The sequence below is a fragment of the Accumulibacter sp. genome, from assembly GCF_029255285.1.
In the GTDB taxonomy this organism is placed as follows: Bacteria; Pseudomonadota; Gammaproteobacteria; order Burkholderiales; family Rhodocyclaceae; genus Accumulibacter.
In genome coordinates this window covers 158,056-178,857 of sequence record NZ_JAPUVI010000089.1, presented here as the reverse complement: position 1 = coordinate 178,857, position 20,802 = coordinate 158,056, and the positions used below count along the sequence as shown (strand labels likewise).

11 protein-coding genes are annotated in these 20,802 nt (G+C 66.3%); 8 read left to right on the top strand and 3 right to left on the bottom strand.

Annotated features, from left to right (window positions below; translation table 11 throughout):
• Nucleotides 1-10: 10 nt before the first annotated feature.
• Complete coding sequence (locus tag Q1M07_RS12010; protein ID WP_300454120.1) at nucleotides 11-3,043, bottom strand: response regulator; 3,033 nt, start codon at nucleotides 3,041-3,043, stop codon at nucleotides 11-13.
• A gap of 224 nt (nucleotides 3,044-3,267) precedes the next feature.
• Between Q1M07_RS12010 and Q1M07_RS12005 the strand changes: the two genes are divergently transcribed.
• From Q1M07_RS12005 to cphA (Q1M07_RS11990), 4 genes are all read left to right on the top strand, one after another.
• Nucleotides 3,268-5,601, top strand: coding sequence for an ABC transporter ATP-binding protein (locus tag Q1M07_RS12005; protein ID WP_300454119.1), 2,334 nt, complete (start codon nucleotides 3,268-3,270; stop codon nucleotides 5,599-5,601).
• Nucleotides 5,598-6,071 (top strand): DUF1854 domain-containing protein, encoded by a 474-nt coding sequence (locus Q1M07_RS12000; protein WP_300454118.1) that lies wholly within the window; start codon nucleotides 5,598-5,600, stop codon nucleotides 6,069-6,071. The genes Q1M07_RS12005 and Q1M07_RS12000 overlap by 4 nt, the downstream gene beginning before the upstream one ends.
• Nucleotides 6,072-6,215: 144 nt before the next feature.
• Nucleotides 6,216-8,384: a cyanophycin synthetase gene (gene cphA, locus Q1M07_RS11995; protein ID WP_300454117.1), complete on the top strand. Its 2,169-nt coding sequence runs from the start codon at nucleotides 6,216-6,218 to the stop codon at nucleotides 8,382-8,384.
• A gap of 64 nt (nucleotides 8,385-8,448) precedes the next feature.
• Complete coding sequence (gene cphA / locus Q1M07_RS11990) at nucleotides 8,449-11,028, top strand: cyanophycin synthetase (RefSeq protein WP_300454116.1); 2,580 nt, start codon at nucleotides 8,449-8,451, stop codon at nucleotides 11,026-11,028.
• Nucleotides 11,029-11,100: 72 nt separating this feature from the next.
• Here the strand turns inward: cphA (Q1M07_RS11990) and Q1M07_RS11985 are convergent, their stop codons facing one another.
• Complete coding sequence (locus Q1M07_RS11985) at nucleotides 11,101-13,053, bottom strand: flagellar assembly protein A (RefSeq protein ID WP_300454115.1); 1,953 nt, start codon at nucleotides 13,051-13,053, stop codon at nucleotides 11,101-11,103.
• Between the two features lie 434 nt (nucleotides 13,054-13,487).
• On the opposite strand from Q1M07_RS11985, the gene Q1M07_RS11980 reads away from it, so the two are divergent.
• The 3 genes from Q1M07_RS11980 to Q1M07_RS11970 are packed head-to-tail and all read left to right on the top strand — an operon-like array spanning nucleotide 13,488 to nucleotide 16,344.
• Nucleotides 13,488-14,057: a glycine zipper family protein gene (locus Q1M07_RS11980; protein WP_300454114.1), complete on the top strand. Its 570-nt coding sequence runs from the start codon at nucleotides 13,488-13,490 to the stop codon at nucleotides 14,055-14,057.
• A 51-nt stretch (nucleotides 14,058-14,108) separates the two neighbouring features.
• Entirely contained in the window at nucleotides 14,109-15,416 is a 1,308-nt protein-coding gene (locus tag Q1M07_RS11975) for a pseudouridine synthase (RefSeq protein ID WP_300454113.1), read from the top strand.
• A gap of 40 nt (nucleotides 15,417-15,456) precedes the next feature.
• Entirely contained in the window at nucleotides 15,457-16,344 is an 888-nt protein-coding gene (locus Q1M07_RS11970; RefSeq protein ID WP_300454112.1) for an HDOD domain-containing protein, read from the top strand.
• 13 nt (nucleotides 16,345-16,357) lie between these two features.
• Here the strand turns inward: Q1M07_RS11970 and gltA are convergent, their stop codons facing one another.
• Nucleotides 16,358-17,695, bottom strand: coding sequence for a citrate synthase (gene gltA, locus Q1M07_RS11965; protein WP_300454111.1), 1,338 nt, complete (start codon nucleotides 17,693-17,695; stop codon nucleotides 16,358-16,360).
• 449 nt (nucleotides 17,696-18,144) lie between these two features.
• Here gltA and Q1M07_RS11960 point away from each other — a divergent pair, with 449 nt between their 5' ends.
• The gene (locus Q1M07_RS11960) at nucleotides 18,145-20,748 is read left to right on the top strand and encodes a [protein-PII] uridylyltransferase (protein WP_300454110.1); all 2,604 of its coding nucleotides are present in this window, start codon (nucleotides 18,145-18,147) and stop codon (nucleotides 20,746-20,748) included.
• Nucleotides 20,749-20,802: the final 54 nt, after the last annotated feature.

The window sequence follows — 20,802 nt, the reverse complement described above, 5'->3', positions numbered from 1 at the left end:
CCGGTGAGTGTCAGGAGCCCGGCACCTCGTCCCGCAGCACCTCGCGCAAACTGCGGCCGGCTTCGCCTGCCGCGACGCGAAACTCGGCGCGCAGTCGGTCCGGCGAACGATCTTCGGTCCGCCGCAGCCCGCTTTCACCCGCCGCCGCGACGACCGACAGACGGCTCGCGCCCACCGTTGCGGCGAGACCCTTGAAAGTGTGCAACAGGCGAGCCGCCGCTGTCAGGTCGCCGCCCTCGAGGAGACGATCCAGTTCGTCCGGAGCCCGCTCGAGCTGCTCCAGAAACGCCTTCAGGAGCCGACCATAGAGAAGTCTGTCGCCGCCCAGGGCGGCCAGTGCCGCGGCCACATCGACCACCGCGACCGGTGCTGTCGGCAACACGGGTTGCTGCGCTGCCGACGGCGCCGCCAGTGGCGTCATGTCGCTTTCCACGCCGCGCTCGACCGGCCGGACATGCTTCAGCAGTACGCCGACTAGATTGGCGAGATTGACCGGCTTGCCGACATGGTCGTCCATGCCGGCCGCCAGGCAGGCGGCACGGTCCGAAAGCATGGCATTGGCGGTCATGGCGATCACCGGCAGGTCGTGCCGGCCAAGTTCCTGGCGAATGGCGCGTGTCGCGGCGAAGCCGTCCATCACCGGCATCTGTACGTCCATCAGCACGGCATCGTAAGGCGCTTGCGCCGCCTTCACGGCCGCCACCCCCTGCTCGCCGTCGGCCGCGATGTCGACCTGCGCCCCTTGGCTGGCCAGCAGCTCGCGCGCAATGATCTGATTCAGCTCATTGTCCTCGACGACCAGCAGACGAAGGCCGGCCAGCCGGCGCGGCTGAGTCGCCGCCGGCGGCGGACTGGCCGGCTTCGGCTGGCGGCCGGCGCGTGCCTCGAGCATGGCATCGAACAGCATCGACGCCGTAATCGGTTTGACCAGGTAGCCGTCCAGGCCAACCCGCTCCTGCTCGCTGCGCTGCAACAACTTCTCGCGACTGTGTGCCGTCACCATGATGACCACCGGCGCCGCTTGGGGCGTCACCAACTCGCGCACCCGGAGCAAGGTCTGCCAGCCGTCCATGCCCGGCATTTCCCAGTCGACGAGCAAAGCGTCGTAGTTGGGTTGCGCCGCATCGACTCGTGCTTGCACTCTGGCGATGGCCTCGACCCCACCGCTCGCCACATCGACCTGCCAACCCCAGGATCGCGCCATGGACGCCAGGACCGAGAGGGCCACCGGGTTGTCGTCGACGACCAGTACGTGCAGCGTCTCGGATGGCCGAGCGGCTGGCGAGTCCGCCGGTTCGCCGGGTTCGGCGGCAACCGTCAGCGTCAGGGCAAAGCGGAAGGTGCTTCCCTGGCCAAGCGCGCTCTCGAGCGACAGTTCGCCGCCCATCAGCGCCACCAGTCGGCGTGAGATGGAGAGGCCCAGACCGGTCCCCCCGAAGCGGCGATTGGTCGAGTTTTCGGCCTGCGCAAAGTCCTCGAAGACGCGCGCCCGGTTTTCCGGCGCGATGCCGATTCCGGTGTCGCGCACCGCAAAGGCCAGGGTGGCTTGGCGATCATGACAGGCCAGCACCTCGACCTTGAGAACCACTTCGCCCCGTTCGGTAAATTTGATCGCATTGCCACCCAGATTGACCAGCACCTGTTGCAGACACATCGAGTCGCCGACCAGCAGGCGGGGCATCCCGGGGTCGATGTCGAACACTACTTCCACGGGTTTGGCGCCGACGCCGATCGACAGCAGCATCGACAATTCGCGCAGCAAATGATCCAGACGGAAAGGTTGCAGGTCGATGCTCATTTTGCCGGCGTCGATTTTCGACAGATCCAGAACGCTGTTGAGCAGCTTGAGCAGCAAGTCGGCGGCGCCCGCGGCATGGCTCACGTAGTTGTGCTGCGCTGGCGACAGCTCGGTGTGACGCAAGAGCTCGAGCATTCCCAGCACGGCGTTCATCGGCGTGCGCAGTTCGTGACTCATGTTGGCCAGGAACTGCGACTTGGCCAGGTTGGCGTCCTCGGCCGCGCTTCTGGCCTTCTCGAGTTCGCTGGTGCGCCTGGCGACGCGCGTTTCCAGTTCGTCGTTGAGCGCCTTCAGCTTCGACTCGGCGCGCCACAGGTAGCCGGCGAGCGCGAGCAGCAACAGCAGAAGAAGCAGACTCGACAGGCCGACCACCAGCGAGCGCACGCGCCAGCCGGCCAAGGCATCGTCGACCGCGATGCCGGCGGCGACGTAGAAGGGATAGCGCTCCAGCCGCCGCAGACTGACAATGCGCGCCACGCCGTCGAGCGGCGACTGATGCGTCAGGGTCGCCGCCTTGTGGCCCGCCGCGATCGCCTCGCGGGTGGCACTGCCGGGCGGCAAGGGGGTGGCGTGGCTGCCGGTGAGCGCCGGCCAGCGGACGACCGGGGTAAAGGTGTCGCTGCGGAAGACACCGATCGCACCCTGCGCGCCGACGTCCAGCGACTGGAACAACTTCTGGAAGAACTCGAGTTCGACCGAGGCACTGACGACGCCGCGGAAAACGCCCTGCCCGTCACGCACGGCCCGGGCGATGAACATCGCCGGCCGGCCCGTGATACGGGAAACCACCACGGCAGAGAAGAACACGCCCGGCTGGGCGCCGTCGCGCGACTGCCGGAAGTAGTCCCGATCGGCCGCATTCACCCGTGGTGTGGTTTTGCTCTCGGACGAGTAGATGAGGTCCCCGTCGGCATCGAAGACCCGCAGGCCGACGAGCTCCGGAAAATTCACTCGACGTACGTCCAGCCCGGCATCGATCGCCGCCGCATGTTGCGCTACCGCCGCTTTGCTCAGCGCGGCGACCGGCAGCGCGTGCGCGAGTTCGAGGACGTGCGCCTCGGCCCGGCGAAAAGTGGCGTCCAGACGCGTCTCGATGAGCGCCGCATTGTTGCGCGAGGTGGTTTCCGCAAGGCGGATGGCTTCCTCGTAACCCGACCAGATCAGGTAGGCAATGAGCGCGATCACCGCCAGCGCGCCAGCGCCGAAGGCGCCGAAGGCGCCGATGATCCTGCTTCGCTTGTCCATTGGCCGCCCCTCCCCAGATCCTCGGCGCCAAAGCCGAGCGGCGATTGTAAAGCTTTATCGAAGAGCCGCGCGCCGTCGGCCGCCGCCGTGTCGGCAACGGTCGCCAGCGGACGGTCGGCCGCCGCACAAAGCGCCATACGGCGCGGCATGACGAGTATACTTGGACCCCTTTTCCCGGCACCCCTTGCGTTCCCGCGCAACCCTGTTCGAGAAGCAGCCAAATCATGACTCCCCCCGATTCTTCATCGATGCCGCGCGCCGCGGCGGCGGGCGGATCGTCGCCACCGGCTCTGCCGGCCGAGTGGGCGGTGCGCCTGCAGTCTCCGAACGGACCACTGGCCGACGACGAAAAAGTTCTGGCGTGGCTCGAGATCGACCTCGACGCCAAGCTGCGCTTCGCGCCTGGGATGGTCGTCGTGAGCAGCGAGCGCCTGCTGGCGATGTCGGCTGACGACCGGCAATGGCAAAGCTGGCCTTACCGCGCGGGACTCACGCTGACGCGCCGCGATCATGCCGGGGTAGGCACGCTCGAACTGTGCGACGTCGATTCCTTGCTCGGCGCCTGGCGCTACACGCTGGGCGGCGATGTCGCCGCCGGCCGGCTGGTCGATCACTTCAGCCGGCAACTCGGCTTCCGGCTGAACGGCGAAGTCGCGCCGGCCTCGCCGCTCGCCTTGTGCCCGAACTGCGAAACGCCGTTGCTCGCCGGACAGGAAGAGTGCCCGGTATGCAGCAAGGAAATCCACGAGCCGCCGTCGACGTGGACGCTGCTGCGCCTCGGACGCTTTGCCCGCCCCTACCGCGGCCAGCTTCTCGCCGGATTCGTGCTCTCCCTGCTGACCACCGCAGCCACCCTGGTCGCGCCCTACCTGACCATGCCGTTGATGGACAACGTGCTGATTCCCTACCAGAACGGCAAGCCGATCGAGCCCGCTCTGGTCGCCCTCTACCTCTCCGGCCTGCTCGGCTCCTCGCTCGTCGCCTGGCTGCTCGGCTGGGGACGCACGTACATCCTGGCGCTGGTTTCCGAACGGATCGGCGCCGACCTGCGGACGACGACCTACGAACATCTGCTCAAGCTCTCGCAGGAGTACTTCGGGGGCAAGCGGACCGGCGACCTGATGGCGCGCATCGGTTCCGAAACCGACCGTATCAACATCTTCATCTCGCTGCACCTGCTCGATTTTGCGACCGACGTGCTGATGATCGCCATGACGACAGCCATTCTGGTGTCGATCGACCCCTGGCTGGCGGCGGTGACGCTGCTGCCACTACCGATCATCGCCTGGCTGATCCACGTCGTGCGCGAAAAGCTGCGTACCGGCTTCGAAAGGGTGGACCGCGTCTGGGCCGAAGTGACCAACGTCCTGGCCGACACCATCCCCGGCATCCGGGTCGTCAAGGCCTTTGCCCAGGAGCAGCGCGAAGCGGCACGCTTCCGGGCCGCCAACACGCACAATCTCGAGGTCAACGATCGGGTCAACAAGGTGTGGTCGCTGTTTTCGCCGACCGTCACGCTGCTCACCGAACTGGGTCTGCTGATCGTCTGGGCCTTCGGCATCTGGCAGATCGCCAAGGATCAGATCACGGTCGGCGTGCTGACGGCTTTCCTGGCCTACATCAGCCGTTTTTACCTGCGCCTCGACTCGATGAGCCGCATCGTCTCGGTGACGCAGAAGGCCGCCGCCGGTGCCAAGCGGATCTTCGACATCCTCGACCATGTCTCGAGCGTCCCCGAACCGACACATCCGGTTCACCTGCCGCGCGTCTCCGGCCGCATCGAGCTGCGCAGCGTCGGTTTCCGCTACGGAACGCGCAGCGTGACGCGCGACATCAGCCTGCTCATCGAGCCGGGCGAGATGGTCGGCCTGGTCGGCCACAGCGGTTCCGGCAAGAGCACGCTGGTGAACCTGATCTCCCGCTTCTACGACGTCACCGAGGGAGCAATCCTGATCGACGGGGTGGACATCCGCTCGCTGCCGGTCGCCGAATACCGCAAGCACATCGGCCTCGTGCTGCAGGAGCCCTTTCTCTTCTTCGGCACCATCGCGGAGAACATCGCTTACGGAAAACCCGCCGCGACGCGCGCCGAAATCATCGCCGCCGCGCGCGCCGCGCACGCCCACGAATTCATCCTCCGCCTGCCGCACGGCTACGACTCGCTGGTCGGCGAACGCGGCCAGGCGCTGTCGGGCGGCGAACGGCAGCGCATTTCGATCGCCCGGGCGCTGCTCATCGACCCGCCGATCCTGATTCTCGACGAAGCCACCTCCTCGGTCGACACGACGACCGAGAAGGAAATCCAGAAAGCGCTCGACAACCTGGTGCGCGGCCGCACGACGATCGCCATCGCGCACCGACTATCCACTCTGCGTGACGCCAACCGCCTGGTCGTTCTAGATCGCGGCAGCGTCGTCGAGGTCGGCAGCCATGACGAGTTGATGGCCCGCGAGGGTCACTACTATCGTCTCTACGAGGCCCAGGCACGCAACGTCGATACCGAAGACGAATCGCAGACCCTGAAACTCGACGCCCGCGACGAGGGAGACCGTGAATGACCGACACCCCCGACTATCGCTTGTCCCGCAACGCGTTCGGACGGCTCGAGCTGCACACCGCCGATGGCGAGCGGCACGCCGATGTCGTTCCTGTGCGTGCCTTCCCGATCACCGCCCCCGAACAGGGTATCGCCCTGGTCGACCCGCACGGGCGGGAACTAGCGTGGATCGACACGCTGACCGAGCTGCCCGACGAACTCCGGCGCCTGCTCGAGACGGAACTCGCGCAGCGCGAGTTCATGCCCGAAATCCGCCGTATCGTCAGCGTTTCGAGCTTCGCCACACCGAGCACCTGGCAGATCGAAACCGACCGCGGAACGAGCCACCTGGTCCTCAAGGGCGAAGAAGACATCCGCCGCCTTGCCGCACCGGCCTTGCTGATCGCCGACAGCCACGGCATCCACTTTCTGATCCGCGACCGTCAGGCGCTCGATCCGCAAAGCCGTCGCTTTCTCGATCGCTTTCTGTGAAGTGCGCGACTCCCGGCTTTGCTGCCGCGGGTCAGCGGAATGACGCGCACCGCGTTAGTGCAACGAAGCGCCGGGTCAGCGTTTGGCCCACCACCTGCGGCGCGTTCCGCCGCCCGCCAAATCTCCCGTGCCAGGACTGACGACATGAAGACGAAAGACATCAAGTTCCTCGAGATCCGCTACCTGCGCGGCCCGAACATCTGGACCTATCGTCCAGCCATCGAGGCGCTGGTCGATATCGGCGAACTGGAGGATTTTCCCTCCAACCTCATCCCCGGTTTCTACGACCGTCTGAACGCTCTGCTGCCCTCGCTGATCGAGCACCGCTGCAGCTACGGTGAGCGGGGCGGCTTCCTGCGGCGCGTCCGGGAAGGGACTTGGCCGGCCCACATTCTCGAGCACGTGACGCTCGAACTGCAGAACTTGGCCGGCATGCCTGGCGGTTTCGGCAAGGCCAGGGAAACCTCGAAGCGCGGTGTCTACAAGGTGGTGATCCGTGCCTGGCACGACGACGTGACCCGCGCCTGCCTGTACGCCGGGCGCGAACTGCTAATGGCGGCGATCCAGGACACGCCTTTCGACGTCTCCCAGTGCGTCGAACGCCTGGCCGAGATGGCCGAGCGCAAGCTGCTCGGTCCGAGCACGGGCTGCATCGTCGAAGCGGCGACCGCCAAGGACCGCCGCATTCCGGCAATCCGCCTGCTGGCCACCGGCAACCTCGTGCAACTCGGCTACGGCGCCCGCAGCCGGCGCATCTGGACCGCCGAAACTGACCGCACCAGCGCCATCGCCGAAGGCATCTCGCGCGACAAGGATCTGACCAAGACCTTGCTCAGCTCCTGCGGCGTACCGGTTCCCGAGGGTCGATTGGTGGAGAGCGCCGAAGATGCCTGGGAGGCCGCCGAGGAAATCGGCGTACCGGTCGTCGTCAAGCCGTCCGACGGCAACCACGCGCGCGGCGTGTTCACCAATCTGATGGCCCGCGCCGAAGTCGAGTCGGCTTATGCGGCGGCCGTCGTCGAAGGCAGTGGCGTGATCGTCGAGCGTTACGTGCGCGGCTCGGAACATCGCTTGCTAGTGGTTGGCGGCAAGCTCGTCGCCGCGGCGCGCGGCGAAGTCGCCAAGGTCGTCGGCGACGGCAAGTCGACGATCGACGAGCTGATCGAGCGCCAGATCAACTCCGACCCCCGGCGTGGCGCGGCCGAGGAGTTCCCGCTCGACATCATCGATCTCGCTGACAACCCGGTCGCCCGCCTCGAGGTGTCGCGCCAGGGCTTTGCGCCGGATTCGATACCGGCCGCCGGGCGCGAGGTCCTGATCGTACGCAGCGGCAACCACACCGACGATGTCACGGACCTTGTACACCCGGACACGGCGGCCACCGCCTCGCTCGCGGCGCGCATCGTCGGCCTCGACATCGCCGGCGTCGACCTCGTCTGTGAAGACATTGCCCGGCCGCTCGACGCGCAGCGTGGCGCCATCGTCGAGGTCAACGCGGGTCCCGGCCTGCTGATGCATCTCAAACCGGAGACCGGCGAGCCCCGCCCAGTGGGTCGCGCCATCGTCGACGAGCTGTTCCCCGGAGGCGACGACGGCCGGATTCCGATCGTCGGTATTAGCGGCAGTTCCGGCAAGACGACCGTTGCCCGTCTGGTCGCCCGCTTGCTGACCCTCGCCGGCAAGCGCACCGGCCTCGCCTGCAGCGACGGCGTGTACGTCGATCGGCGTTGCATCGCGCCGGAAAACGGCGCGAACTGGGAGTCCGCACACCGGATTCTGATGAACCGCGGAGTCGACGCCGCCGTCTTCGAGAACGGCACCGACACCATCCTCGACGAAGGTCTCGCGTACGACCGCTGCCTGGTGGGCGTCGTCACCAACGTCGATGCCGCCCGTCATTTTGGCCGGCACGACGTCGAAACCGCCGAGCAGGTGTTCACCGTCCTGCGCACGCAGGTCGACCTCGTGCTGCCCACCGGCGCGGCGGTGCTCAACGCCAGCCAGCCGATGCTCGTCGAAATGGCGCCGCTGTGCGACGGCGAGGTGATTTTCTTCGCCATCGACCCCAGCCTGCCGGCGCTCGTCGAACACCGGGCGGGGGCTGGGCGTGCGGTGTTCGTTCGCGATGGCCAGGTGGTGATCGCCCGCGGCGCCGACGAAACGACCATCGTCAGCCTGCAGACCATCCCGCTGGCCCAGACCGCTGCCGAAAGCCAGATCGAAAACGTCCTCGCGGCGGCCGCTACGGCCTGGGCGCTGGGCATCGGCGGCGAGCTGATACGCACCGGCCTGGAAACCTTTACTGTCGCCTGAACCGAACTCACTCTCTTCCGGCCCGACTCGCGGTCCGGAGCCTACCCACAAGAGGTAAGCCGCCATGGAAGTCTCGCGTATCCGCGCTCTGCGCGGTCCCAATCTCTGGAGCCGGCACACGGCGATCGAAGCCATCGTTCGCTGCGCCGAGAGCGAGCGCAACATCGATTGCCTGCCGGGTTTCGAAACGCGCCTGCGCGAGCGCTTCCCCGAGTTGGCCATGCTGCGCCCCTTCGGGCACGAGGAAGCGGTATCGATGGCACAGGTGCTGGAATTCGCAGCGCTCGGCCTGCAGGCGCAGGCCGGCTGCCCAGTCACTTTCAGCCGCAACCAGCAGACGGTCGAAGCGGGAACCTACCAGGTGGTGGTCGAGTACAGCGAGGAGGCGGTCGGCCGGCTGGCTTTCGAACTGGCCCAGGATCTCTGCCGAGCGGCCGTCGAGGACGCTCCGTTCGAGCTCGATGCGGCGCTCACGCGGCTGCGTGAGCTCGACGAAGACGTTCGTTTGGGCCCGAGCACCGGGGCCATCGTCTATGCCGCGCTGGCGCGCCGAATTCCTTTCCGCCGGCTGACCGAGGGCAGCATGGTCCAGTTCGGCTGGGGCAGCCGCCAGCGGCGCATTCAGGCGGCGGAAACGGATCGTACCAGCGCAGTCGCCGAATCGATCGCCCAGGACAAGGAACTCAGCAAGCGTCTCCTGCACGCGGCCGGTGTTCCGGTACCCAGCGGGCGGCCGGTACACAGCGCCGAGGACGCCTGGGCCGCCGCCTGCGAAATCGGCGGCCCGGTCGTCGTCAAGCCGCAGGACGGCAACCAGGGCAAGGGGGTGGCGGTCAACCTGTCGACCCGCGAGCAGATCGAAGCCGCCTACGCGATCGCTTTCGAAGTGAGCGACGAGGTGCTCGTCGAACGTTATCTGCCGGGCCACGACTATCGCCTGCTGGTGGTCGGCAAACAACTCATCGCGGCGGCGCGCCGCGATCCGCCGCTGGTCATCGGCGACGGCCTACACACCGTCCGCCAACTGGTCGATCGTGTCAACCTCGATCCACGGCGCGGCGAGGGTCACGCCACCTCGCTGACCCGCATCCGCCTCGACGAAGTCGCTTTGGCGCGCCTGACCAGCGTCGGCCTGAGTGCGGAATCCGTGCCTGCCAAAGGCCGACGCGTCATCCTGCGCAACAACGCCAACCTGTCGACCGGCGGCACGGCGACCGACGTGACCGACGACGTTCACCCCGAATTTGCCGCCCAGGCGGTGGCTGCCGCGCAGACGATCGGCCTCGACATCGCCGGCGTCGACGTCGTCTGCGACAGCGTCTTGCGACCGCTCGAAGCGCAAGGCGGCGGCATCGTCGAGATCAACGCGGCGCCGGGTCTGCGCATGCACCTGCAACCGTCGTTCGGCAAGGGACGGCCGGTCGGTGAAGCGATCGTCGCCAACATGTTTGCCGAAGGCGACGAGGCGCGTATTCCGCTCGTTGCCGTCGCCGGGACCAACGGCAAGACGACGACCGTCCGCCTGATTGCCAACATCTTGCGCCAGCAGGGCCTGCGTGTCGGAATGACGAGCACCGATGGCGTCTACATCGACGGCCGGCGTATCGATACCGGCGACTGCAGCGGCCCCAAGAGCGCGCGCAACGTCCTGCTGCACCCCGACGTCGATGCCGCGGTTCTCGAAACGGCACGCGGCGGCGTCCTGCGCGAAGGCTTGGGCTTCGACCGCTGCAACGTCGCCGTCGTCACCAACATCGGACTCGGCGACCACCTGGGGCTGTCGTATATCAATTCGGTCGAAGACCTGTCGGTCGTCAAGCGGGTCATCGTTCAGAACGTGACGCCGGTCACCGGCGTCGCGGTGCTCAACGCGGCCGATCCGATGGTCGCCCGAATGGCCGATTGCTGCCCGGGGAGCGTCACTTTCTTCGCCTGCGATCGCAACCATCCACTGATGGCCATGCATCGCGCGCAGCGCAATCGCGTCGTCTATCGTGACGGGGCGGAGATCGTGGCCGTGGGCGACGGGGTCGAACATCGGCTCCCGCTGAGCGCGATTCCGGTCACCCAGAACGGCGCCATCGGCTTTCAGGTCGAGAATGCGATGGCGGCCACCGCCGCCGCCTGGGCGCTGGGGGTCGACTGGGAAACCATCCGCCGCGGCCTGGCGAGCTTCGTCAACGACGCGCAGACGGCCCCGGGCCGCTTCAACGTCTTCGACTATCGCGGCGCGACGCTGATCGCCGACTACGGCCACAACCCGGATGCCATGCAAGCGCTGGTCAATGCCATCGACCAGATGTCGACCGCCGGTGGCCGGCGCACGGTAGTCATCAGCGGTGCCGGCGACCGACGCGATGAAGACATCCGCCAGCAAACGGAAATCCTCGGCGAGGCCTTCGATCGGGTCATCCTCTATCAAGACCAGTGCCAGCGCGGGCGTGCCGACGGCGAAGTGCTGGCCCTGCTGCGGCAAGGTCTGGCGGGTGCCGGGCGAAGTTCCGAGGTGAGCGAAATCCATGGCGAGTTCCTCGCCATTGACACCGCGCTGGCCGAACTGCAGGCCGGAGACCTCTGCCTGATCCTGATCGATCAGATCGAGGAAGCCCTCGAACACATCGCCAAGCGGCTCGCCGAGGCTTAGGAAGCGCTACCGCCAGCGGCGCGTCGGCCGAGTACGCGATGGATTCCGCGCACGGCGACCGACGGGCATGCCTCAGCCTGGCGTCCAGTAGGTCCACGAGAACGCCCCCGTGGACCCGGCGAACAGCGCTTTCGTCGCTCCGTCGCGACGCCGCAATCTGGCCTTTAAATCCTTGGTCGACAAGGCGTTCAGCGGCGTATCGGCGAGCCGGACGAGAAGCGTACGGACCTGCGTTTCGCCTTCCACCGCATCCACGGTACACGCCACGCCGCGACTCGATTCGTCCCGTGCGGCCTGCTCTTCTTCGATTTGCGCGCCGAGACGCTTCACTTCGGCATCCATTTCGTTCGCCGCTTCGCCGAGTTGGCTCAGCGTCCGCAACAGGGGCGCGACCTGCGCCGAGAGCCGGCGCCAAGCGACTTGCTGCTCTGGCTTGAGGGTCATTTCGTGGCGACGCAACTTGCCGGCCAGTGCCAGATAGCTGGCGATTTCCTTCTCGCCGCGCAACGCCTCGATCTTCCGGCGATGACCGGCCGCCTCGCTCGTCAGAGCAGCGCATTTCTGCTCCAGCGCGGCAATCCTGGTATCCAAAGCCGACAAGTCGGGCACCAGCACCAGCAACACGTTGTCCAGTTCCCGACGCGCCCGCGAACGGCGCACGCGAATCGTCTTGCCTGCCGCCGCACAGGCCTCGGCCACGTCGATGCTCAGATCGTCGGCCACTATGTCGCAGTTCGTCGCGTGCTCGACGGCCACCTGGCGGCCGATGATGACGCAGTTCTCGGCCCGGTGGAGGCTGATGCTGCCCTGCGGCGCGATCAGCGTCGAGCCCGAGGCGACCCCATCGACGAGGATGTCGCCGTGGTCGTTGCTGGCACTGCCACCGACCAGATTACTTCTCAGGTGGACGACCCCGCCGGCGGAGACGACATTTCCGAAGACATCGGCGTAGGCGATGATGCTGCGGCACTTGACGATGCGCTTCTCCTGGATCTCGCCATGCTGCTCATAGACTTCGCCAGTCAGCAGAAGGTCGCCGGTGGTGCGTGCGCTGACACCTTCGTGACTGATGATTCGATCGGCGACCGAGAACTGATTGCTACGCGTATCGATCTGTAGGAAACCGCTGACCGAGGTCACCAGATACTCGCCATCCTTGTCGCGGCTGACCTGCGTCCCGGGGCCGGCGATAGCCCCCAGATCGAGGTCTCTGGACGGCGGCGCCGGCAGGATCTTGCCACCGATGTCGCGTCCGTCCACCCCCGGCGTACGCGGGCGCTTCTTGACCAGGCGTACCCCGGCGGCCACCTGCGGGTAACGGGTCTCGAACTGACAGAGATCGACCCTGCCGCCGAGCAGCCGACGAGGTGCGTTGTTGCGGCGCAGGCCGGGCGACTGCTCGACGATCTCGGCGTCCGTCCCCGGCACGAAAGGCCGGTCGCGGGCCACCACCCGGCGCAGCGGTTTGTCGAGCTCGATGGCTTCCTGCACCGCCGCGACATCGATACCAAAGCGCAGGCCTTTTTCCCAGGCGCTGGCGATGAACTCGTCGATATCGAGCCGGGTGCGTACCTCGCGCGGACGCCGCCCGGTGTCGGCCGCCGACGAGCCGCTCTCGTCATTTTCCGAGCTGTCCGTCTGCTCGGCTGTCGCTTCGAGGTAAACCGGCTGAAACAGGTAGGTCGCCTCGCCGCCCTCGATGCGCAGCCCCTTGTACAGCGCTTGCCGCTCGGGCCGAAAACGGGTGATATCGGCCGCCACGAACACATCGTCGGTCGTTTCGCAGGTATCCGCCGCCGGCTCGTCGTAAAGCAGCGCGACGAACTTCGCGTAGTCGAGCCCGCGAAAGTAAAGGCCGGACGCCACCACGCGATCGACGAAATCGACAAAATCAGTCGGCGACTCGAGTCGCGAGGGCTTGACATACAAGCCCCGATCGCCCTGGACGATGAATCGCGAGAGCGCGATCTGCCCCTCTTGGAGGTCGGCAAGATTGCCTATGGCACTGGCGGGATGTTCTGGCATGGTCAGATCGAAACCTTCGCAGCGCGGCCGGTTTGTCGCACCGGCCTGGAGCCGGTGACGGCTGACCTTGCCCGGTCGTTCCACGACGCCGGCAGCGTCGCAACGACCGACCCGATACCCGCCCGACTCCCGCCTGGTACGACACCCACCGAGTCGTCGGCCGGCCGCCGCGACCCAGCCTATCTCGCCGCCAGCGTACCAGAAACCGGCGAGCGCAGCGTGATCTGTGCCCGAAATCGGAGAAGATCGAACGAGACGCCACCACGTGCCCCCTCGACGCGCTGCCGAAATGCCTGGATCCTCACGCTGCGTCAGCCATTCGGCGCCCACTGCGTTATCTGGCGTGTGGCCCCGTCAAGTAGCACGTCACTGGCAGGGTCGCCCGGGGCACGACTTGTTTTTTCCGCTCAGCCACGCCTCCAACGAGATCAACCATGCCCAGCCTGCGCCTGTCGACACCACTCTTGGCTTTTCTCCTCACCGCTTGCGTCAGTCTGCCGCCGGAGGGTCCCAGCGTGACGGCCTTACCGGGCACAGGAATGCGCTTCGACCAGTTCCGCGCCGACGACGCCATGTGCCGTCGCTACGCACGTCAGACGATAGGCTCGCAAACCCCCGCACAGGCCGCTACCGAGGCCGGTGTGGCGAGCGCCGCTCTGGGTACGCTGGTCGGGGCAGCGGTGGGAGCGGCGGTCAATGGTTCGAGCGGTGCCGCGGTCGGTGCCGGCGTCGGGCTGCTCGCCGGCAGCACCAGCGGTATCGCCGCAGCGAACGCGTCGAGTTACGCGCTGCAACAGCGCTACGATCAGAACTACGTGCAGTGCATGTACACGCAGGGCCACAAGGTGCCGCTGATCGGTGGCGTCTGGCGCCAGGACAACAGCGTCAGCCGTCCCCGGCCGACCACTCCGCCGCCACCGCCCCCGCGTGGCTCGCCGCCACCGCCGCCGCCCGCCCCGCCACCCCCACCAGTCGGCGCGCCACCGCCACCGCCGCCGCGCTAAGCCGCCTCTTCTGGCGTAAACTACGGGGCCGACCAGAAGGAACAAGTCGCCATGCCCCGTTCGACGCTCAAGCTCCCGCGCAAGACTCCTAGCACCACACCGACCGGCCGGTCGCCGACCCGCAAGCCACTGCGCACCGGCACCAAGGCCAGCCGACGCGGGCTGACAGCGCGCCCCGATGACCGGCGGGCAGCACCTTCACCGCTTCCCGACCGGCCACCGACGACGGTGCCAGCGGTACGGAATGTCGGGGCTCCCGCCGCCAGTCCGGCGGCCGCCAACAAGACGACCGCGGCGCAGGGGAGCCCGAAGGCCGGGGAAGGCACCGGACGAGCGGAGGCGACCTCGGGCACGGCGGCCGGCGACCAGCGACCCGCAGGTGACGCAGAGCGTCCGCGCCGCGCGGCGGCGGCCAGTACCCCCGGTTCGGCGAAGGCCGAGCAGGCCGGCCAAGCGACGCGGAAGATTCATCCGCCACGCGGAATTGCACGCAGCACAGGCGTGCGCGCCGCCCTGCCGACTCGTCAGGAGCCGCTGGACGAACACCCGCCGCGGTCGGCGCAACCGCCGGAGCGGGTCCGGCCGCCGACCACGCCGCCGGCCGACAGTCCACCGCGCGGCCTGGCGAAGGAACCACCGCGGCTGTCGAAACTGGTGAGCCAGTTGAGCGGCTGCTCACGGCGCGAAGCTGATGCCTGGATCGAAAACGGCTGGGTCAGCGTCGATGGCATCGTGGTCAACCGGCTTGGCGCACGCGCAAACCCGAAATCGAAAATCGAGATCAAGGATACGGCCAGTCAACAAAGCACGGAAAGTGTCACGATCGTCTTCAACAAAGCCCCCCACAGCGCGATCGCGGCAGACGAAAGAGCAGGCGTCGCCGCCATGGCACTGATCCGTCCCGACACCCACTGGGCCGAAGACCGCGCCAGCCGACGCTTTACGGCAACCCAGCTGCGCGGCCTGGCGATGGCCGGCCGACTCGACGCGGAAGAGCATGGGATGATGGTGTTTACTCAGGAAGGGAGCGTCGCCCGCCGGCTGACCGGTGGTGGCGCCCGAGTGGAGAAGGAGTACCATCTGCGCGTCGAAGGCGAACTTGCGCCAAACGGCCTGGAACGTCTCAGGCACGGTTTGTCGCTCGACCAGGTAAAGCTCGAAAGGGCCCACGTATCGTGGCTCGGCGAGCAGCAACTGCGCTTCGTTGTCCATGAAAACAGAAAACGTCAGATTCAACGGATGTGCGAGCTGGTTGGTCTGCGGGTGACCGACATCAAGCGTGTACGCATCGGCAGCGTCTCGCTGGGCCGCTTGCCGCCCGGCCAGTGGCGCTATCTACAGGCTGACGAGCGCTTCTGAACCGGCACCCTGGCCCGACGCTCCCTGGAAGGCGACCACCATGTCCAACAATCCGCACCCGCAGAACCTTGCCGACTGGTTGATGCTCCTGGGCGATAGGGAACTCCCGATTCTGCGCCAGACGGCTCGCCGGCTCGAGAAAGCGCGACAGCAGATCGACCGCGTGACCGGCCGCGACATCACCGACATCGTGCTGCAGGATCCTCTTCTTGCCGTCCGCGTCGTCGCCCTGATCCAGTCGTTCGGCAGCAAACACCTGCGTAGCGAGATCACGAACATCGCCAGTGCGGTCATGATGCTCGGCGTCGAGCCCTTTTTCCGCGCGTTCGAGAACCCGCTCACCATCGAAAGCGTTCTCGGCCAGCAACCGCAGGCCCTGCTCGGCATGCTGCAAGTCGTTCTCCGCACACAGCGCGCTTCGCGCTATGCCTACGAATGGGCTTTCGCCCGCCACGACATGAGTGTCGACGAGGTCGCTCTCGCCGCCCTGTTACACGACCTCGCGGAGATCCTGCTGTGGTGTTTCGCGCCCGACCTGGCAATCGAAATCCGCGCGCGACTGCACGCCGACCGCAACCTGCGCAGCGCCAGCGCACAGCAGGAGGTGCTGGGTTTCACTCTGGCCGAGCTACAGATCTCTCTCTGCCACGCCTGGCACCTGCCGGCCCTGCTGACCACTCTGATGGACGACAGGAAGGCACAGCTTCCGCGTGTGCAGAACGTCCGGCTGGCGGTCGACCTGGCGCGTCACTCGGTCGATGGCTGGGGCGACGCGGCGATCCCCGACGATCTCGAAGCCATCCAGGCGCTGCTCAAAATCAACCGCGAAACGCTGCTCGCTCGCCTGCAGTTGCCGCCGGAACTGCTGCCTCTACCGGCCCGCGGGGAACCCGGAGCGGCGACACCGCGCGGCCAGCGCTCGGGCTGACGCCGAAGCGCGCTCACGGTCGGTCGGCAATCGCGGGTCGGCAAGCAGCCGACGCCGACACGAGCCGCCGACCGCGACCGGTATAGAGCTGGCGCGGGCGGGCGATCTTGTACTCGGCGTCGGTCAGCATCTCCTCCCATTGCGCCATCCAGCCGGCGGTGCGCGCCAGCGCATGAATGCACGCGAACATCGAAACCGGAACGCCGAGTGCCTTGAGCACGAGGCCGGAGTAGAAAGCGATATTGGGATACAGTTTCTTGTCTACGAAATAGGGGTCTTCGAGCGCGATCCGTTCGAGTGTCAGCGCCAGGCGGAACAGCCTATCGTTCTCCAGATCGAGTTCCTGCACAAGCTCGCGGCATACCTCGCGCAGCAGGGGCACGCGTGGGTCGTGCTGCGTGAACACGTGGTGACCAAAGCCCGGCAAGCTGAAGCCATCGCTTTCCGGCTTCGCCCTGGCACGTGCTCGGGCGCGCGAAATGTATTCGCCGACACGTGAGGCGTCGCCGATTTCTTCGAGCAGCGCCAGGCTCGCCTCGCTGCCGCCGCTGTGCGCTGGTCCCGACAGGCAGGCGATGGCCGCCGAAACACAAGCGAACGGGTTGGCACCCGATGAACCCGCCATGCGCACGGTGGCCGTCGAAGCATCCTGGCCATTGTCGGCGTGCAGCAGAAGAAGCCGGTCCAAGGCACGCACCAGCACCGGATTCGGCTGGTATCTTTCGCACGGGGTGGCGCGCAACATGTACAGGAAATTGGCCGTGTAACCGAGGTCGCCGCGCGGATTCATGAACGGCAAACCCATCGAGTACTTGTAAGCCAACGCGACAATCGCCGGCATCTTGGCGACCAGTCGGTGAAAGCTGAGACGGCGCTGCGCGGCATCGGAGAAGTCTCCCGCGTCGTGATGAAATGCTGACAAAGCGCCGACGACACCCACCATCACGGCCATCGGCCGGGCGTCACGACGGAAGCCCTGGTAAAGCTTGACCATCTGTTCATGTACAGGCGTGTGCTGCCGAATGGCGGACTCGAACTGAGTGCGCTGCGCGCTGTTCGGCAGCTCGCCCTGGGCCAGCAGATACGCCACCTCGAGAAAATCGCACTGGGCCGCGAGTTGCTCGATCGGATAGCCGCGATGAAGAAGCTCACCTCGCTCGCCATCGACGAAGGTGATTCTCGACTTGCAACTCGCGGTGGACGCAAAACCGGAATCGTAAGCAAAGCGACCGGTTTTCGCGCCGAGGCTGCGGATGTCCAGGCAATCCCTGCCGTGCGTCGGAACGAGGATGGAAAAGTGCACCGGCTCCTCGCCGGTGACCAATAGCGTGACCTGACCTTTGCTACTCATGCCTTCCCCCTATGCCATGCCCCTTGTTGGGGCCATCGGTGCGCTAGGCGCACCCACTCCGTGCCTCGGCCTCTCTTGCCAGCGCCCAGGGAGCGTCGTCTGCTGGCCCGTCCAGGTCAGCCGGAACGCCCGTTTCACGGCCGCCGGAGGGCGGGAGCAAAGCCCTCGCGCCGCGGACGCCGAAACACGCCGAGAAAGAGAAAAGCAAGCGGCATACCATCTCGACGCCAGAAATGGCACGAGATTTGCTTAATGCCTCGCGTGTCGGCCAAGGAATCGTGACCAGGCGTCCACGGCGACACACCGTACCAGGTCTCGCCGCTGGCGGGACCTTCCTGCGCCGCTTGATGACCGGAGCCGCCGATGAAAACCCCGAGGCATCTGCCTGACCCAGCCCGCTTTGGCGAAATCGGCCATCGCAAAGGCAGACTTCTGTTCGAAAAAACGCCATGAAAACGGCGCCGGCAAGCGCCGGCGGTAGCCTGATCGCCCGCCTGAAGGAACGACTGCGCGCCGGGCAAGCCGCCATGCGCGACGATTTCGTCGCCACGCGTGACGCCGCCCGCCTGCTGCGCCTACGCTGTCGGCTGATCGACGAGATCCTGGGCGAGCTCTGGGACACGCTGGCTTTGCCGGATTCGCTGGCGCTGGTCGCGGTCGGCGGCTACGGCCGCGGCGAACTGTACCCGGCCTCCGACGTCGACCTGCTGCTTCTGCTACCGGAAGTGCCCAACGACAGGCTGACCGAGAAACTCGAGCAACTGGTCTGCCTGTTCTGGGATATCGGGCTGGAAACCGGTCACAGTGTCCGTACTCTCGAACAGTGTCTGGAAGAAGCGAAGAGCGACATCACGGTCCAGACTTCGATGATCGAAGCGCGCCTGCTGGCCGGCAACCGCCGCCTGTTCGAGGGCTTTCGCACCTTGCTCAGGGGCAGCCTCGACGGCCGTGCCTTCTTCCAGGCCAAGCAGATGGAACAGGGCGATCGACACCAGCGCTTCGCCGATACGCCGTACAGCCTCGAAGCCAATTGCAAGGACGGCCCCGGCGGATTGCGCGATCTGCAGGTCATCCTCTGGATTGCGCAGGCCGCGGGCTACGGCCACTGCTGGCACGATCTCGAGCAACGCGGTTTCATCACCACGGAAGAGGAAGGGCTGCTCGACCAGTGCGAAGCCTTCCTGCGTTTGCTGCGTGTGCATCTGCACCTGCACGCCGGGCGCCGCGAGGATCGCCTGCTCTTCGAGTACCAGACGGCGCTGGCGGAACAACTCGGCTTCACGGCCACCGACGCCAGCCGCTCCAGTGAACAACTGATGCAGCGCTATTATCGAACGGCCAAGACGGTCACCCAGATCAACAACATCGTCTTGCAGAACATCGGCGTGGCGCTGTTGCCACCGCAGGAAGCGCGCGCCGAAGCGATAAACGAAAGATTCCAGAAGAAGACTTCCGTCCTCGACGTGGTAGACGAGAATGTCTTCACCGACACGCCAGAGGCCATTCTCGAGGCCTTCCTGCTGCGTCAGCAGGATGCCGACCTGCTCGAAATGAGCGCCCGCACGCAGCGCGCCCTGTGGCGGGCACGCGTACTGATCGACGACGATTTTCGCCGCCATGCGGGCAACCGTGCGCGCTTTCTCGACATCCTCAGACAAGGCCGCGGCCTGGTGCTCGAACTCCGCCGAATGAACCAGTTCGGCATCCTTGGCCGCTACCTGCCGGCCTTCGGACGCATCGTCGGCCAGATGCAACACGACCTGTTCCACGTCTACACCGTCGATCAGCATATCCTGCAGGTAGTGCGCAACCTGCGCCGCTTCACGATGGAGGAATTCGCTCACGAGTATCCGTTCTGCACACGTCTGATCAGCGACTTCGGCAACCCATGGATCCTTTATCTGGCGGCGCTGTTTCACGACATCGCCAAGGGTCGTGGCGGCGATCACTCCGAACTCGGGGCGCGCGATGCCGAGGAATTCTGCGCGCAGCACGGGCTGCTCCCGGGGGACACGGAACTCGTCGTCTGGCTGGTCCGCCAGCACCTGTTGATGTCGCGCGTCGCCCAGAAGCAGGACATTTCCGACCCCGCCGTGGTGGCCGGTTTCGCCGCCATTGTCGGTGACGAACGCCATCTGATCGCCCTCTACCTGCTGACCGTGGCCGACATTCGCGGCACCAGCCCGAAGGTCTGGAATGCTTGGAAGGGCCAGTTGCTCGAGCAGTTATTTACCGCCACCCGGCGCTTCCTGCAATCGCGGGATGCGCCGCCGATGCCCGATGGCGTGATCGTCCAGCGCCAGCGCGAAGCGCTGCGTCTGATGCGCTATCTGGTCCTGCCCGAGGCCGCCCACGAGCGCTTGTGGCAGGAAGTCGACACCGTGTACTTCCTTCGCCAAACCGCCGAAGAGATTGCCTGGCACGCACGGACGCTGCACGACTGCCTGGACAGCGAACGACCGCTCGTCAAGGCGCGCCTCAACCCCTTCGGCGAGGGTCTCGAGGTGATGGTCTATACGCACGATCAGACGGACCTCTTTCTGCGCATGGTCGGCTTCTTCAGCCGCGCCGGCTACAACATCGTCGACGCCAGGATCCACACCACACGCCACGGCTACGCGCTCGACACCTTCATCCTGTTCGACATCAGCGACCGCGACAGCGATCGCGCGATGATCAGCTACCTCGAGCATGAACTTGCTGAGCGCTTGTCGCATCGCGCGCCGGTCGACATTCCGGCCACCGGACGCGTCTCGCGACAGGTCAGGCACTTCCCGCTGCAACCCGTGGTCAGCATCCAGCCCCTGGTCAATCTCGAAGCCGACGAAACCGGGAAACTCTTCGTCCTCACGGTCGTCGCCGCCGACCGCCCAGGGCTGTTGTTCCTCATCGCCAAGCAACTCGCCGAGCATCATGCCAATCTGCACACCGCGAAGATCGCGACGCTCGGCGAACGGGTCGAAGACACCTTCCTGATCAGCGGCGCCGAACTCGAGGAAAGTGCCGGCCGGGTGCGACTCGAGAGCGATCTCCTGCAGCGCCTGCAGATCTGACCCGAGAACCGGCAAACCCGATCCGCTGCCACTCCGGAGCACGACTCGCCAAGC